Origin of the sequence: Streptomyces sp. NPDC051104 (assembly GCF_040682835.1) — a bacterium.
In the GTDB taxonomy this organism is placed as follows: Bacteria; Actinomycetota; Actinomycetes; order Streptomycetales; family Streptomycetaceae; genus Streptomyces; species Streptomyces cynarae.
In genome coordinates, this window is record NZ_JBFBBS010000001.1 from 261561 (window position 1) to 274935 (window position 13375).

Sequence of the window (13375 nt, forward strand, 5' to 3'; positions counted from 1 at the left end):
AAGAGACGATGAAGCAGCAGGGCGTGCACCCCGACGGCGCGGAGGGCACCTCGGGGGGTTCGTCGCGCCCTGACACCGCCGCCGCGGGCCATCACGCCGGCGAAGAGGCGAACGAAGAAGCGAACAAGGAGAGGCGCGCCGACGGCCTCGCGCGCGAGACGGCGCACGACAGCCACGGCAAGAAGGCGCCCGACAGCGAAACCGGACCCGCCAGGCCGCCCGGCGACGACACGCCGCGGACAGCGGCTGCCCATCGGGGACCGCGGCGGGACGAGGAGGGCGCCGACACCCACAACGACGAGGTGGAGGGCGACGAACCGCTGCTCCCCGCGCGCGTGCACCGTCCCTCGGACCTGATGCGGCTTCTGGTGGGCGTGCTCGGGATCGTGGTCCTGCTCGCGGTCGCCGCGTTCGCGCACGGCACCACGTCGGGGCTCGAGCAGGACATCAACAGGGGCACAGGGCAGGCACCCGATCTGCTGATCAAGATCGCGGGTCTGGCATCGAGCATCGCGATCCTGCTGGTACCGGTCGCCTTCGCGATCGAACGGCTGATCAAGCGGGACGGGGTGCGCATCGCCGACGGCGTCCTCGCGGCAGTCCTGGCCCACGGAGTGACACTCGCCACGGATCTGTGGGTCGCCCGGGCCGCCCCGCCTTCCATCCAGGAAGCGCTCACCCAGCCCTCCCCCGGCGACATCCATGCCCTGACCGACCCGGTGCACGGCTATCTCGCACCCGTCATCGCCTATATGACGGCCGTGGGCATGTCACGCAGGCCGCGTTGGCGTGCCGTGCTGTGGGTGGTCTTGCTGCTCGACGCCTTCTCGATGCTGGTCACCGGCTACACCACACCGTTCTCGATCATCCTGACGGTGCTGATCGGCTGGAGTGTCGCGGCCGGAACGCTGTACGCGGTGGGCTCGCCGAACGTACGGCCCACCGGGCGGACCCTGATGGCGGGGCTGCGCACCGTCGGCTTCCGCCCGGTGAGCGCGGCGCGCGAGGAGATGCACGACACGGCGGACAACGGCGACCGCGGCCGCCGCTACTTCGTCACCTTGGAGGACGGCCTGCCCCTCGACGTCACCGTCGTCGACCGCGAACAGCAGGCGCAGGGCTTTTTCTACCGCGTGTGGCGGCGACTGACGCTGCGCGGGATCACCACGCGGCGCAGCCTGCAGTCGCTGCGGCAGGCCCTGGAACAGGAGGCGCTCCTCGCGTACGCGGCCATCGCGGCCGGCGCCAACGCGCCCAAGCTGATCGCGACCTCCGAGCTGGGTCCCGACGCCGTGATGCTCGTCTACGAGCACACCGGCGGCCGCACCCTGGACCAGCTGACCGATCAGGAGATCACCGACGAACTGCTGCACGACACCTGGCAGCAGGTACGGGCGCTGCAGTCGCGACGCATCGCGCACCGTCGGCTCGCTGGTGACGCCCTCATGGTGGATCGTTCCGGCACCGTCATCCTGACGGATCTGCGCGGTGGCGAGATCGCGGCCGGTGACCTGGTGCTGCGCATGGACATCGCGCAGCTGCTGACCACGCTCGGGCTCCGGGTCGGCGCCGAGCGGGCGGTGGCATCCGCGCTCGACGTGCTCGGCCCGGACGCGGTCGCCGACTGTCTGCCCATGCTGCAGCCCATCGCGCTGACCCGTTCCACGCGCGCGACGCTCCGGAGGCTGGCCCGTGAACGGGCCCAGCGCGAGCGGGAAGCGGTCCTGGAGGCGTCCCAGCAGGCCAAAGCGGCCCGTGGGGAGGAGACCCACGACGGCTCCGTGGTCGTCCTCGAGAAGCCCGACAAGAAGGCGGTACGCGCCGAGCAGCGGGCCGAGAAGCGGGCGATCGACGAGGCGCTGGAGGAGGCCCGCGAGGAGGACCTGCTCACCCAGATCCGCCACCAGGTGCTGCGCATCCGGCCGCAGGCACCGGTGGAGCCGGCCCGGCTGGAGCGGGTCCGGCCGCGCACACTGATCAGCTTCATGGCGGGTGCCATCGGCGCGTACTTCCTGCTGACGCAGCTCACCCACATCCAGTTCGGCACGCTCTTCGCCAACGCCGAGTGGGGCTGGGTGGCGGCGGCCGTGTTCTTCTCCGCACTGAGCTACCTCGCGGCGGCGATGGCGCTGCTGGGCTTCGTGCCCGAGCGGGTGCCGTTCCTGCGGACCGTGGCCGCGCAGGTCGCCGGGTCGTTCGTGAAGATCGTGGCGCCCGCCGCGGTCGGGGGCGTCGCGCTCAACACGCGGTTCCTCCAGCGCGCCGGGGTGCGGCCGGGGCTCGCGGTGGCGAGCGTGGGCGCCTCGCAGCTGTTCGGGCTGGGCTGTCACATCCTGATGCTGCTGTCCTTCGGCTACCTCACGGGCACCGAGAAGACGCCGTCCCTGTCCCCGTCCCGCACGGTCATCGCGGGCCTGCTGACGGTCGCGGTGCTCGTCCTGGTGGTCACGTCCGTGCCGTTCCTGCGGAAATTCGTCGTCACGCGCGTGCGGTCGCTGTTCGCGGGTGTCGTCCCGCGCATGCTCGACGTACTGCAGCGGCCGCAGAAACTGGTCACCGGCATCGGCGGCATGCTGCTGCTGACCGCGTCCTTCGTGATGTGCCTTGACGCCTCGATCCGGGCGTTCGGGCACGAGGAGAGGACCACGCTGAGCCTGGCCAGCGTCGCGGTCGTCTTCCTCGCCGGAAACGCCCTCGGCTCGGCCGCCCCGACCCCGGGCGGTGTGGGCGCGGTCGAGGCGACCCTGACGGTCGGTCTGATCGCGGTCGGCCTCCCGAAGGAGGTCGCGGCTCCGGCGGTGCTGCTGTACCGGCTGCTGACGCTGTGGCTGCCGGTGCTGCCCGGGTGGCTTTTCTTCAACCATCTGACACGCAAGGGCGCGCTCTAGGACTGCCGCGCACGCGCGCGTGGGGGCTCGCAGGCACATACGGTGCTGCCCTCACCGGCCTTGGGCACAGGTGACACGCGGTGACGGCAGCCCGGGAGTCACCCGCACGGACCGCGTCCCGAGCGCCCCGGGCCGTGCGGTCGCACGATGGGGACATGCCGAACCGTCTCTCGAAGCGCGCCGCCGCCGTGAGCGCCGCCGCCGTGCTTGTGTCCTCCCTTCTGACGGGCTGCGCCAGCGGCTTCGTGGACGGGGAACTGTCGAGTCAGAAGCTGATCTGGAACAACTGCCCGGCGCCGTCCGCGTCCGAGGGCGGCGGCACCGCCCCCTCGCCGCTGCCGAACGGCGGACGGTGGCAGTGCGCGACCATGAAGGCGCCCCTGAACTGGGACGACCCCACGAGCGGCACCATCGACATCGCGCTGATCAGGGTCAAGTCCAGCGGCCCCCCGAGCCGGCGGATCGGTTCCCTGATCTTCAACTTCGGCGGTCCGGGCGGCTCCGGCGTGACCGCGCTGCCCGCCTTCGCACAGGACTACGAGACCCTGCGCACCCGGCATGACCTCGTGAGTTTCGACCCACGCGGAGTCGGCCGGAGCGCGGGCGTGAAGTGCGAGGACGACCAGCAACTCGACGCTTTCTTCCAGCAGGACGAGACGCCCGACAACGCGACCGAACTGACGGCCTTCCTCAACAGCACCAAGCAGTTCAACAACGCCTGCCAGAAGCACTCCGGCAAGGTGTTGCCGTATGTGCGCACCACCGACGCGGCACGCGACATGGACCTGCTGCGCCAGGTGCTCGGCGACAAGAAGCTGCACTACTTCGGCATCTCGTACGGCACCGAACTCGGCGGCGTCTACGCGCACTTGTTCCCCAAGAACGTCGGGCGGGCCGTGCTGGACGGGGTCGTCGACCCGACGCAGAACCCGGAACAGAGCGCGCTCGGACAGGCCAAGGGCTTCCAGCTCGCGCTCGACAACTACGCCCGGGACTGCACCTCAAAGACCACCGGATGCCCGGTCGGCCGCACCCCGCAGGATGTCGAGAACCGGATCGTCGCCCTGCTGAAGAGACTCGACACCAAGCCGATCCCCGGAATCTTCCCCCGCAGGCTGACCCAGACCGAGGCGACCAACGGCATCGCACAGGCGCTGTACTCCAAGGACTTCTGGGGCTACCTGACCGAAGGGCTGCAGCGGGCCTACGCGGGCGACGGGGAGGTGCTGATGGTGCTCTCGGACGCGATGAACGGGCGCGACGAGAACGGCCAGTACAGCAACCTGATCCCCGCGAACGTCGCCATCAACTGCGCTGACGAGAAGCCGCGGTACACGCCGGCCGACGTGAAGGCCAAACTGCCGGAGTTCCGGGCCGCCTCCCCGGTGTTCGGCGACTTCCTGGCCTGGGGCATGCTCAGCTGCACGGGCTGGCCCGTGGCAGGAGCCGCCAACCATCCGAACGTGAGCGCACCCGGCGCCCCGCCGATCCTCGTGATCGGCAACACCGGCGACCCGGCCACCCCCTACGAGGGCGCCAAGAGGATGGCGGACGCGCTGGGCAAGGGCGTCGGCGTGGAGGTGACGTACAAGGGCCAGGGGCACGGTGCCTACGACAGCAAGAACAAGTGCGTGCAGAGCGTCGTGAACGGCTACCTGCTGAACGGAAAGGTCCCCGCGGCCGGCACCGTCTGCACCTGACCGACGCGCCTGCACCCGACCAACCGGCCCCCATCCTCCCACCCACAGACGAAAATCCCACCCCTCATTACGGAAACCCCAGGTCAGATGGTTGTCCACAGGCCGATATGGGCTCCGCTCGACCCGCCTACCATGGCCTCATTGCTTTCCGCGGCACCGAGCGGGGAGCGGAGGAGGGGGGTACAGATGTCACGTTTTCCACGGTGGACGGCCGTGATCGCCGCCGCGCTGCTGGTGGCCGGCTGCGGTGGCGGTTCCTCCGGCGGAGGCCGGACCTCGGGGCTGCCCGCCTCGCTCACCGCGCAGAAGCTCGACTGGGGCCGCTGCAAGGGCACGTCGGCGCCGGGCGGCGACTGGCAGTGCGCCACGCTGAAGGCACCGCTGGACTGGGCGAAGCCGGACGGTGAGACGATCGGCCTGGCGCTGATCCGGTCCCGGGCCGACGGGGGCAACCGGATCGGCTCACTGCTCTTCAACTTCGGCGGTCCCGGCGGCTCCGGGGTCTCGATGATGCCGTCGTTCGCGAGCACGGTCTCCACCCTGCACCAGCGGTACGACCTGGTGAGCTGGGATCCTCGCGGCGTCGGCGCCAGCGGGGGGATCCGCTGCCGCAGCGACCGGGCGATCCAGGCCGCCGAGAGCATCGATGTGACACCGGACGACACTGCCGAGGAGAAGGCGTACCTCGATGACGCCGCCACCTTCGGCAAGGGCTGCGCGAAGGCAGCCGGAAAGCTGCTCGGGCACGTCTCGACGACCGACACCGCGCGGGACATGGACCTGATGCGCCAGGTCCTCGGCGACCGGACGACGCACTACTTCGGCATCTCGTACGGCACCGAACTGGGTGGCGTGTACGCCCACCTGTTCCCCAAGAACGTGGGGCGCATGGTGCTGGACGCCGTCGTCGACCCCACCGCGGACAGCGTCGGCCACGCCAAGAACCAGGCCCTCGGGTTCCAGCGCGCGCTGGACGACTATCTGAGGTCGACGGGGCAGGACCCGAAGCAGGGCTCCAAGGAGATCACGGAGTTGCTGCGGCGGATCGACGCGAAGCCGCTGCCGACGTCGTCGGGCCGGGAGCTCACCCAGACACTGGCCGTCACCGGCATCGTGCTGCCGCTCTACAGCAAGCAGAGCTGGCCCATGCTCACCGATGCCCTGCAGGCGGCCGAGGCGGGCGACGGTTCCGGGCTGCTGACGCTGGCCGACGACTACAACGAGCGGGACCCGTCGGGCCACTACGGCACCACGACACACGCGCAACGGGTCATATCGTGCCTGGACGACAGGCAGCGGCCGGCATCCGAGTCGGTGAAGAAACTGCTGCCGGAGTTCGAGAAGATCTCACCCGTCTTCGGCGACTTCCTGGGCTGGGACACGGCCGGCTGGTGCCACAACTGGCCGGTGGCCGGACAGTTCGACCACCCGTTTGTCAGCGCGCCGGGAGCCGCGCCGGTGCTGCTGGTGGGCAACACCGGGGATCCCGCGACGCCTTACGAGGGCGCCCGGAAGATGGCCGACGGGTTGGGCAAGGGTGTCGGTGTAGAGCTCACCTGGAAGGGCGAGGGCCACGGGGCGTACGGAAGCGGGAGCACCTGCGTGGACTCCGCGGTGGACGCGTATCTGCTCAACGGGACCGTGCCGAAGGACGGAACGGTCTGCTCATGACGACGGCGGGAGCTTCGGACACCCATGACACCCGAAGCCCCCGCCGTCCAGGGAGAAGGTGAGCATCTCGTGGACTTCGATGCCCCGGCCCGCTTGCATGATCATCGACCGGGCAGGTGATCGAGTGCGTGGGCAAGAGCCAGAGCAGCCAGAGACATGCCGTCCTCGATACGCCCCTGAGCCACCCAATGCCATAGTTCTCGGACGTGAAGCCAGCGCACGGCCGACACTTCTTGCACATCAACTACGTTCCCTACGGGGTTGTTGACTCGTGCGAGCACTATGGCAACCCGGGTCGCCAACATTCCCGAATCTGGCGTCATGGCGCTCAAGCGTTCGAGTTCGGCGTCTTGCACACCAAGCTCTTCGCGGAGTTCCACCCGGGCGCTGACAAGGGGATCGTGATCATGCGAGAAACCCCGAGGCAGGCCCCACTGCCACGAGCCCACCGGGTAACGGTATGTATGGACCAGCCCGACGGTCATTCCATGGATGGGCAATATCACCACACCTGGACCTTCGCCGCGATTTGCGATTCTCAGGTATCGGCCAAGGGTCCCGTCCGGGAACTCCACCTCGTCATCGAAGACCTCGGCGAAGCGATTCGCATAAGCGAGGACCTCGCGCTTCCGGCGGATTGGCTCTTGGCGTTCCGGGCCTCTCAAGGCTGATATCCCCTCACGTCGACAACCCGTCCAAGCGCATGGGCCCTGCGCCGCGTGCCCTGCCAGCGACGGACGGATTGAACTCCCTTTTTAGCCACGGCAGGGGCGACTGCCCCGATTGCTGTCGCAGGGAACTCAAGGATACCCGGCACTTGCCAGAGAGCAGCCGCAATTGCAGGTCCGGCGGCACCACTACCGGTAAGGAAAACCTGAACTCCAAATTTGCCTACCAGGCCGGCATCGCCCCGACCGCCGAGAATCGACGCGACGCAGGAAAGGTGATCATCGAGTGCATTGCGGGCGGCTGTCGCGTCATCTGCCGCAGCCAATTTGTCCAATCCCTTCCAGAAGGGCGACCGGGCCCGGCCCTGGCCTCCCCGCTGCGCTCGCGCGTCAAGGAGTGCGGCGATGGCGTCTACCGCACTGTCCCGAAGATTTGACAGTTGGCCACGGGTTTGACTTTCGGTAGCGACCGCTTGTGAATTGAGCCACACTTCGAACAAAGGGTGTTCCTCCGACCCGCCTGTCGAAACATCCTCGCGCGGCAACCAGGCTGCCTGGTGCGCCCCGGAACGATATTGCGCGATTGCGAGCTCCTGGGCAATGGCGCGTGAGATGAGGATCCGATCCCCTAGGGCTACATCAGTACTGAAGGTCGCGGGTGCAACCCCGATTGAATCAGCCACGATCGCATTGTACAAAGTGTCAACGAACTCGATTACGAGGTCGAGAGTATCCTTGCTTCCGACGATTTCCTCTGGCGTCCTACGATCTGAATCATTGGGCCATGGTTCTGCGATTCGGAGTCGACTGCGTTCGTTGAACGCCCGAGACCGCGTCGGATCAAGACGACGAATCGCGCTGACGAGGTCTGCATGCACATCGCGGAAAGGCTCCGGAAGAGATTGTACCGCTCGGCCCATCAGGGATCCCTCCGCAATGGTGGAGGCGAGCAGCTCTCCAAGTCCCAATGGTGCCGCCGGGGATTTTGCCCTCACTCGGGGAAGGCCGCGAAATTCCGCACGAATATCGTTCAGCGCCTGCGCCCGGTCGACGCCTATCCAGTCACTATTGAGCAGACGATCGAGGTTCTCGGACTGCTGGCGAACATCGCGAGGATCGAGGCCATATTGTTCCGGCTTGTGAAGCTCCGGCAGTAAGGAACTGAAAAATGGGCGATTCTTGTCGAAGGCGCGACTGAGCATGCTTGCTGCGGCGCCCTCGAAAGAATCCGCACTGAACAGATGAAGCCGGAAGGGGTGTTCATCAATTGCTGCTCTATTGCGGGCCTGGAGTACGGTGCGCGCGAGGGTGAGAAATCCGGTGGAGTCGAAAGCATAGGACTGAGGAACGACGACATCGCGCCCCAGCGCAAGGGTCATGAGCACTTCGACAAAGATCTGAAGTTCAAGGTCATCCCGTCGTTGCCGCTCGGATTCCGAGGTGCCAGTCGGACCTGGCCAGGGCATCCGTACGGAGTCAAGTGACTCCAGGTACTGAAGGTCTGGACCGCTTGAGAAAGCCATATCCGCTCCCAAGTCGCCACTACTGAACGCTGCCGCCAAGCTGTGGAGGGTGCTTATGAAGCTGTTCCAGACAGGTCTCTGCCCCTGTCAGTTGTGGTGCTCCTGTCTCAGCCTCCGGCGCGCGCGCCATCCGGCACGACCCACGCAGCCTACGATCGCATGATCACACGTGGCTAGCTCACTCGACTGCACCAGAGTGCCTGACGGCTGATCACTGGGCGGTCTACGGGGCGTGCGAGAGCGCCCGTGGCCACCCAGGAACGACAGAAGCCCACGTCGTCTGAGCTGGTCAGAGCCGCGGGCTTCTTCTGTCCCGCTGGTCAGCGGGACCGCTGATTAGTACACCGGCAAGTCAGGTCATCTATCGCCTGACCTGCGCGTTTCCTACATCCTCACTCCCCCTGGGCCGTGGTCGGGCCGTCATCGGTGGCCGGGCCGTCCGCGAAGGCACGGTTCACGGCTTCCCGGGTCCGCTTCTCACTGCTCGGCATCAGGTGCGTGTACGTCCGCAGGGTGAAGCCCGGGTCGTGGTGCCCCAGGTACTGGGACACCGCCTTGATGCTCTCCCCCGCGTCCAGCAGGACGGAGGCGTAGAAGTGCCTCAGTGCGTGCATTCCGCTCGCCCGGCCGCGAGGGACGCCCGCCGCGTCCAGAGCCGGGCGCCAAGACCAGCGGTTGAATTCGTTCCGGTTGACCGGGCGTTCCTGATCCCTGTGGAAGAGCAGGGACGCCGTGACCGGAGCACCGTCGACCGCCCGCCACGGCAGCGTCACCGCGGCAGGCGGATGCTGGCTGATGTGCTCCTCGATCGCCCGGGCAACGCTCTCGGGAAGCGGCACCGTGCGTGCCTTGGCCCCCTTGGGGAGCGCGAAGACCGGGCGGTTACGGATGAGCTTGACCTGGCGGATGACGTTGACCACTCCGTCGATGAAGTCCACGTCTTCGACCGCCAGGCCCAGGACCTCACCTTGACGCAGGCCGCAGCCACCAGCCAGATCCACCATGGCCCGGTACTCCTCCGGCAGCGCCGAGCGGACCGCGAGCACGCGCTCACGCGGCCATGGAACGATCCGGCGCGGGTCGAGCTTCGGTGCCCGCACGGACGAGGAGCGGCAGGGGTTCTCGGGGATCAGGCGGTCATCCACTGCCGCCGTCAGCATGGTTGAGAGGTTCGCGAAGATCACCCGCTGATAGGCGGGCGCGACTCCCGCGTCCTGCAGCTTCCGCAGCCACTCGCGAATGTGCGTCGGGCGGAGCGAGCCTAGGGTGCGACTGCCCAGATACGGCAGGACATGCAGGCGGATGCGCTGCTCAGTGCCCACGAAGGTGCCCGGGTCCATGGTGAGCGACGCCAACCACCGTTCGGCGTGCTGCCGAACGGTGAGGCGACCGGCTTGCGGGTCGATGTACTGCCCGCGCGACATGTCCGCCTCGATCTGCGCGAGCCACTGCTCGGCGAGCCGCTTTTGGCGGTCGGGGAAGCTCTTGGACTTCTCGGTGCCGTCCGGGCCGACGTAACGGGCGCGGTAGCGCAGGCCGACGCCGTACCGCTCAGTCTTGACCTTGACAGACTTGCCATTGGGTCCCGGCTCGACCTTGTACCAGCGGTCTTGAATGTGCCCAGCCATCAGGCAGCCTCCCCGAGCTGGGAATCGACCCAGGCCCGTACGTCGTTCGGGTCGAACCGCAGGTGCCGGCCGACCCGGAAGCCGCGGGGTCCGGTGTGCTTGCGGCGCCACTGGTAGACGGTCTCGACGCTGGGGAGTTCGAACATCTCGACCAGGTCGTCAGGAGTCAGGAACCGATTCGGCAGCTCTGAGGCCATGGTCAGCACTCCCTTTCGTCGGTGAGTTGGTCGCGTAGGGCTTCGCGGGCGGTTTCGCGGTTGAGCTGGAGGTCGCGGGCGATCGTGGCGGCGAGGGCAGATTCGCCGGGGGTGTGGCCGTGTCCGGCGTACTGCCAGTCGGCCAGGACGAGGACGGTGTCCGGCTCGGTGTCGTTCAGGCCGAGGGCTTCGCGTTCCTGGGCGGCGCGGTAGTCGGCGCGTTCCTGGCGGAGGGCGCCGAGCGTGGTCGAGTAGCGCCGGGACTTCGAGGAGAAGTGGCCGCGGAAGCCGAGCATGTGAGCCCAGGCCCACAGGCGGCGGTCCGGGTACAGCGGGTCGAGCAGCTTGCACGCCTCGATCAGGCGGCGGGTGTGATCGGGGACGCCGTGGCGGTCGAGCTCAGAGAGTTCGCCGATGCGGCGGTCCAGGGTGCCGGTGTTCTCGGCGGCCTTGGTGGCGTACTTGGCGACGTAGGAGGCCACGGCCTGCTCCGTGATCTCGGAGCCGTCGCCGAAGGCCTTCACAGGCCGGACATCGAGCTGTCGGCCCCACCGGAACGTGCGGGCCGGTTGGTCACCGGAGGCCGGGACGCTCACGGTCGTGTAGGCGTGACGGGTAGCTGCGCGGATCGCATCCGTGAGGAGTGTGACCGTGGCCCAGGACGGCGGCGGAGAGTCGGGACCCTCCGGCCCGTCGAGCCGGATTACGGCATGGAAGTGGACGGCGCCCCGCTTCTGGAACTCGGCGACCTTGCCGTAGGAGATCCGGCAGACCTCCTTCAGCTCTCGCTGTGTCAGCCCGGCACGGGCAGCGATCTCGCGGCGGAGCCGGTTGACGAGCCGGTGCCACAGGTCACCCGCGTGGTTGTTGAACAGCACGGCGCCCGCGTAGTCATACGTCGTCGGATCAAGCGCCGTACCGAGGGCCGGATCATCCGGTGCGTGGCGGGTGCCGCAGCGGCAGTCACCGCGATCGGGCCGGTTGTGCACCGGACCGAACGAGGGAGCGGTGAAGGTGGCGAAGACCCTGGGGTGATCACGAACAGTGGCCGGGATGTCCTTGTCCGGATCTCCGGCGAGCCCGGCGCGGATCAGGTGGTAGGTGTCCCCGGCGTAGGTCCAGGCGCAGGCGGGGCAGCGGGAGGCGCGGCGGTTGCCGCAGGCGACGCGGAGGCGTCCGCCCGGCTCGTTCTCGGTGCTGTAGTGGTGCAGGGTCTCGCCGGTCGTCTTGTCCTTGTGCACGACCCAGCCCCGCAGATGGATCGGGTCGGCGCAGCCGCCGGTGCGGCGGACCTGGTCTTGCCAGCGGTCGAAGCCCGGAGACCCGGCCACCCTGAGGAGGTCCCCCAGGGTGATCGGGTCCAGGCCCGCGAAGGTCGCGGGGTTGGTCATGCGCGGCCCCCGACGAGCTGGGCGATGGGGGCGGGTACGGCGCCGGTGCCGTGGCAGGCCGGACAGTCGACGGTGATCGTCGGGAGGTGGCCGCGGGCATCGCGGGCGCCGGAGGATACGGCCGCGGAGGCGAAGCCGTCGCAGTTCGGGCAGATCCTCGGTGAAGCGGTCTGGGCCGGGATCGGGCCGGTCATGATGGAGGTTCCTTCCGGTTCAGTGGGATCGGACAGGGACGGCGCCCGGGCGGCGGATGCTTGGCGGTATCGGAGCCGCCCGGGGGCCGGTCAGCGGCGCTTGGCCTCGGAGGCGAGCAGGGAGCGCAGGATGACGGCGCACACGGCGACCGACGCGGCGGTGATGGCGACCGCCAGGAGCATGGAGACCAGGACGGCGCCGACGACCAGGACCACGGCGGTGCCGCCGCCGACGAGGGCGACCAGGGCGCCGGGGGTGAGCTGGACCACCGGCCGGGACGGCGCCGGAGCCACGGGCGTAGGCGGCGGGGTCGGGGCCGACGGGACGACGGTCGTCGGCTCGACCACGGCGGGCGCGGTGACGTGCCCGGTCGGCGTGGGCATGGTCGGGATCTTCGGGCGGAGCATGGCGGTTCTCCCCTCTTAGGTGAGCTACTTGACGAAGGCGTCGATGGCGGGTGCGAGAACGCTGTCGGCGAGGAGGAAGCCGCCGAGCAGCAGGACGGCGATCAGCCACCAGGGCGGGCGGATGAGCTTCACGCCGAGGTAGCCGACGACGAGCAGGGCGAGCCAGAGCGGAACCTGCATGGCGATGCCCCCTCAGCGGACCTTGCAGCGGTGCGTGCGGGCGGCGAGCTGCGCGGCAGACTGGTTGCTGTAGTCGGCGGACCAGCCGCAGCCGTCAGAGGTGCACACCGCGGCGTGCTTGGTATGGCCGTGGCGGTCGCGGTGGGTTCCGATCTGCACCGGGCCGATCTGCATCACGGAGTGGAAGAAGTCGCGCGCAGGCATGAGCTGATCTCCTTGTCGGTCAGTCGAGTTGGGCGGCGATGGCGTCCGCCATCGGTGCGGGGACGCCGAGGCGTGCGCGGAGGGTGTCGACGTCGATCCGGTCACCGGTGCGGGCTTCGTGGTCGGCGGCGACCTTGCGGGCGTGGTCGACCAGCGCGGCCGGGACGGACACGGCCGGAGTGGGCGCAGGTTCCGGAGTGGCGACGGGCAGAGCCGGGGTGTCGTCGGCCGCCGAGAGTGCCTCGCGCTCCGGGGCCGAAGAAGAAGCCGGTTCCGGCTGTTCCTCAGGTGCGGGGGCCGGGGCTGCGGGTGCCGGCGGAACCGGCACCCGGTCCCCGGCCGGTGTCGGCGAGTGGGCAAGGAGGGTGCCGCCGAGGAACGCCAGCGCGGGCCACCCGGCGACGCCGAGGCGAAGCAGGGCGGGCGGGTTGGCGAGGTCGAGGAATCCGGCGGTGGCGACGTTGGCGCCGAGCGAGGCCACCAGTGCGACCAGGAACCAGCACCAGGCCAGCCGGGACGGGCCGTCCGAGCGGAGTCGTCGCCAGGCGGCGACCAGGAGCAGGTCAACCGAGATCGGGTAGGCCCACGCTTTCCAGCCGGACTGTCCGGCCGCGGCGGCGAGGTCGTGGAGGTGGGCGAAGGACAGGGCTCCGGCGATCACGGCCTGTACGAGCACGGCATCCGGGCGCAGTGCGGGGCGCATCGCGGGTCCTCCTTCCGGTG

Annotated in this window: 14 protein-coding genes; 4 read left to right on the forward strand and 10 right to left on the reverse strand. The window is 68.8% G+C overall.

The features are described from left to right. Window positions 1–8 precede the first annotated feature (8 nt). From AB0N14_RS01315 to AB0N14_RS01325, 3 genes are all read left to right on the forward strand, one after another. Window positions 9–2888: a lysylphosphatidylglycerol synthase transmembrane domain-containing protein gene (locus AB0N14_RS01315; protein WP_366023674.1), complete on the forward strand. Its 2880-nt coding sequence runs from the start codon at window positions 9–11 to the stop codon at window positions 2886–2888. Between the two features lie 155 nt (window positions 2889–3043). Continuing rightward, window positions 3044–4588: an alpha/beta hydrolase gene (locus AB0N14_RS01320; protein WP_366023675.1), complete on the forward strand. Its 1545-nt coding sequence runs from the start codon at window positions 3044–3046 to the stop codon at window positions 4586–4588. Between the two features lie 186 nt (window positions 4589–4774). Beyond that, window positions 4775–6259, forward strand: coding sequence for an alpha/beta hydrolase (locus tag AB0N14_RS01325; RefSeq protein ID WP_366023676.1), 1485 nt, complete (start codon window positions 4775–4777; stop codon window positions 6257–6259). Window positions 6260–6360: 101 nt separating this feature from the next. Here the strand turns inward: AB0N14_RS01325 and AB0N14_RS01330 are convergent, their stop codons facing one another. Continuing rightward, window positions 6361–6744 (reverse strand): NUDIX hydrolase, encoded by a 384-nt coding sequence (locus AB0N14_RS01330; RefSeq protein WP_366024229.1) that lies wholly within the window; start codon window positions 6742–6744, stop codon window positions 6361–6363. Here AB0N14_RS01330 and AB0N14_RS01335 point away from each other — a divergent pair. Beyond that, window positions 6724–6930 (forward strand): hypothetical protein, encoded by a 207-nt coding sequence (locus tag AB0N14_RS01335; RefSeq protein ID WP_366024264.1) that lies wholly within the window; start codon window positions 6724–6726, stop codon window positions 6928–6930. The genes AB0N14_RS01330 and AB0N14_RS01335 overlap by 21 nt on opposite strands. Here AB0N14_RS01335 and AB0N14_RS01340 read toward each other — a convergent pair. From AB0N14_RS01340 to AB0N14_RS01380, 9 genes are all read right to left on the reverse strand, one after another. Further along, entirely contained in the window at window positions 6921–8306 is a 1386-nt protein-coding gene (locus AB0N14_RS01340; protein WP_366023677.1) for a hypothetical protein, read from the reverse strand. The two genes, AB0N14_RS01335 and AB0N14_RS01340, sit on opposite strands and share 10 nt — an antisense overlap. A 536-nt stretch (window positions 8307–8842) precedes the next feature. Further along, window positions 8843–10078, reverse strand: coding sequence for a site-specific integrase (locus AB0N14_RS01345; RefSeq protein WP_366023678.1), 1236 nt, complete (start codon window positions 10076–10078; stop codon window positions 8843–8845). Next, complete coding sequence (locus tag AB0N14_RS01350) at window positions 10078–10275, reverse strand: helix-turn-helix domain-containing protein (protein WP_242712462.1); 198 nt, start codon at window positions 10273–10275, stop codon at window positions 10078–10080. The genes AB0N14_RS01345 and AB0N14_RS01350 overlap by 1 nt, the downstream gene beginning before the upstream one ends. Before the next feature lie 2 nt (window positions 10276–10277). After that, the gene (gene repSA, locus AB0N14_RS01355) at window positions 10278–11666 is read right to left on the reverse strand and encodes a replication initiator protein RepSA (RefSeq protein WP_366023679.1); all 1389 of its coding nucleotides are present in this window, start codon (window positions 11664–11666) and stop codon (window positions 10278–10280) included. Continuing rightward, window positions 11663–11860 carry a hypothetical protein gene (locus AB0N14_RS01360; RefSeq protein ID WP_366023680.1) on the reverse strand — a complete coding sequence of 66 codons (198 nt, stop codon included), beginning with the start codon at window positions 11858–11860 and terminating at the stop codon, window positions 11663–11665. Before AB0N14_RS01360 ends, repSA begins: the two co-directional genes overlap by 4 nt. A 90-nt stretch (window positions 11861–11950) precedes the next feature. After that, window positions 11951–12268: a SpdD-like protein gene (locus tag AB0N14_RS01365; RefSeq protein ID WP_366023681.1), complete on the reverse strand. Its 318-nt coding sequence runs from the start codon at window positions 12266–12268 to the stop codon at window positions 11951–11953. A 24-nt stretch (window positions 12269–12292) separates the two neighbouring features. Next, on the reverse strand, window positions 12293–12448 hold the full coding sequence (locus tag AB0N14_RS01370; RefSeq protein ID WP_366023682.1) for a hypothetical protein: 156 nt from the start codon (window positions 12446–12448) through the stop codon (window positions 12293–12295). Between the two features lie 12 nt (window positions 12449–12460). Next, window positions 12461–12652 carry a mobile element transfer protein gene (locus AB0N14_RS01375; RefSeq protein ID WP_366023683.1) on the reverse strand — a complete coding sequence of 64 codons (192 nt, stop codon included), beginning with the start codon at window positions 12650–12652 and terminating at the stop codon, window positions 12461–12463. A 19-nt stretch (window positions 12653–12671) separates the two neighbouring features. Next, window positions 12672–13355, reverse strand: coding sequence for a DUF2637 domain-containing protein (locus tag AB0N14_RS01380; RefSeq protein WP_366023684.1), 684 nt, complete (start codon window positions 13353–13355; stop codon window positions 12672–12674). Window positions 13356–13375: the final 20 nt, after the last annotated feature.

What these genes read in the sequence shown, in the direction of transcription:
- AB0N14_RS01365 (WP_366023681.1), bottom strand. Translation starts at nt 12,268, where the DNA reads ATGCTCCGCCCGAAGATCCCGACCATGCCCACGCCGACCGGGCACGTC.
- AB0N14_RS01370 (WP_366023682.1), bottom strand. Translation starts at nt 12,448, where the DNA reads ATGCAGGTTCCGCTCTGGCTCGCCCTGCTCGTCGTCGGCTACCTCGGC.
- AB0N14_RS01320 (WP_366023675.1), top strand. Translation starts at nt 3,044, where the DNA reads ATGCCGAACCGTCTCTCGAAGCGCGCCGCCGCCGTGAGCGCCGCCGCC.
- AB0N14_RS01330 (WP_366024229.1), bottom strand. Translation starts at nt 6,744, where the DNA reads ATGACCGTCGGGCTGGTCCATACATACCGTTACCCGGTGGGCTCGTGG.
- AB0N14_RS01380 (WP_366023684.1), bottom strand. Translation starts at nt 13,355, where the DNA reads ATGCGCCCCGCACTGCGCCCGGATGCCGTGCTCGTACAGGCCGTGATC.
- AB0N14_RS01335 (WP_366024264.1), top strand. Translation starts at nt 6,724, where the DNA reads ATGGACCAGCCCGACGGTCATTCCATGGATGGGCAATATCACCACACC.
- AB0N14_RS01375 (WP_366023683.1), bottom strand. Translation starts at nt 12,652, where the DNA reads ATGCCTGCGCGCGACTTCTTCCACTCCGTGATGCAGATCGGCCCGGTG.
- AB0N14_RS01315 (WP_366023674.1), top strand. Translation starts at nt 9, where the DNA reads ATGAAGCAGCAGGGCGTGCACCCCGACGGCGCGGAGGGCACCTCGGGG.
- AB0N14_RS01340 (WP_366023677.1), bottom strand. Translation starts at nt 8,306, where the DNA reads ATGACCCTTGCGCTGGGGCGCGATGTCGTCGTTCCTCAGTCCTATGCT.
- AB0N14_RS01360 (WP_366023680.1), bottom strand. Translation starts at nt 11,860, where the DNA reads ATGACCGGCCCGATCCCGGCCCAGACCGCTTCACCGAGGATCTGCCCG.
- AB0N14_RS01350 (WP_242712462.1), bottom strand. Translation starts at nt 10,275, where the DNA reads ATGGCCTCAGAGCTGCCGAATCGGTTCCTGACTCCTGACGACCTGGTC.
- repSA (WP_366023679.1), bottom strand. Translation starts at nt 11,666, where the DNA reads ATGACCAACCCCGCGACCTTCGCGGGCCTGGACCCGATCACCCTGGGG.
- AB0N14_RS01325 (WP_366023676.1), top strand. Translation starts at nt 4,775, where the DNA reads ATGTCACGTTTTCCACGGTGGACGGCCGTGATCGCCGCCGCGCTGCTG.
- AB0N14_RS01345 (WP_366023678.1), bottom strand. Translation starts at nt 10,078, where the DNA reads ATGGCTGGGCACATTCAAGACCGCTGGTACAAGGTCGAGCCGGGACCC.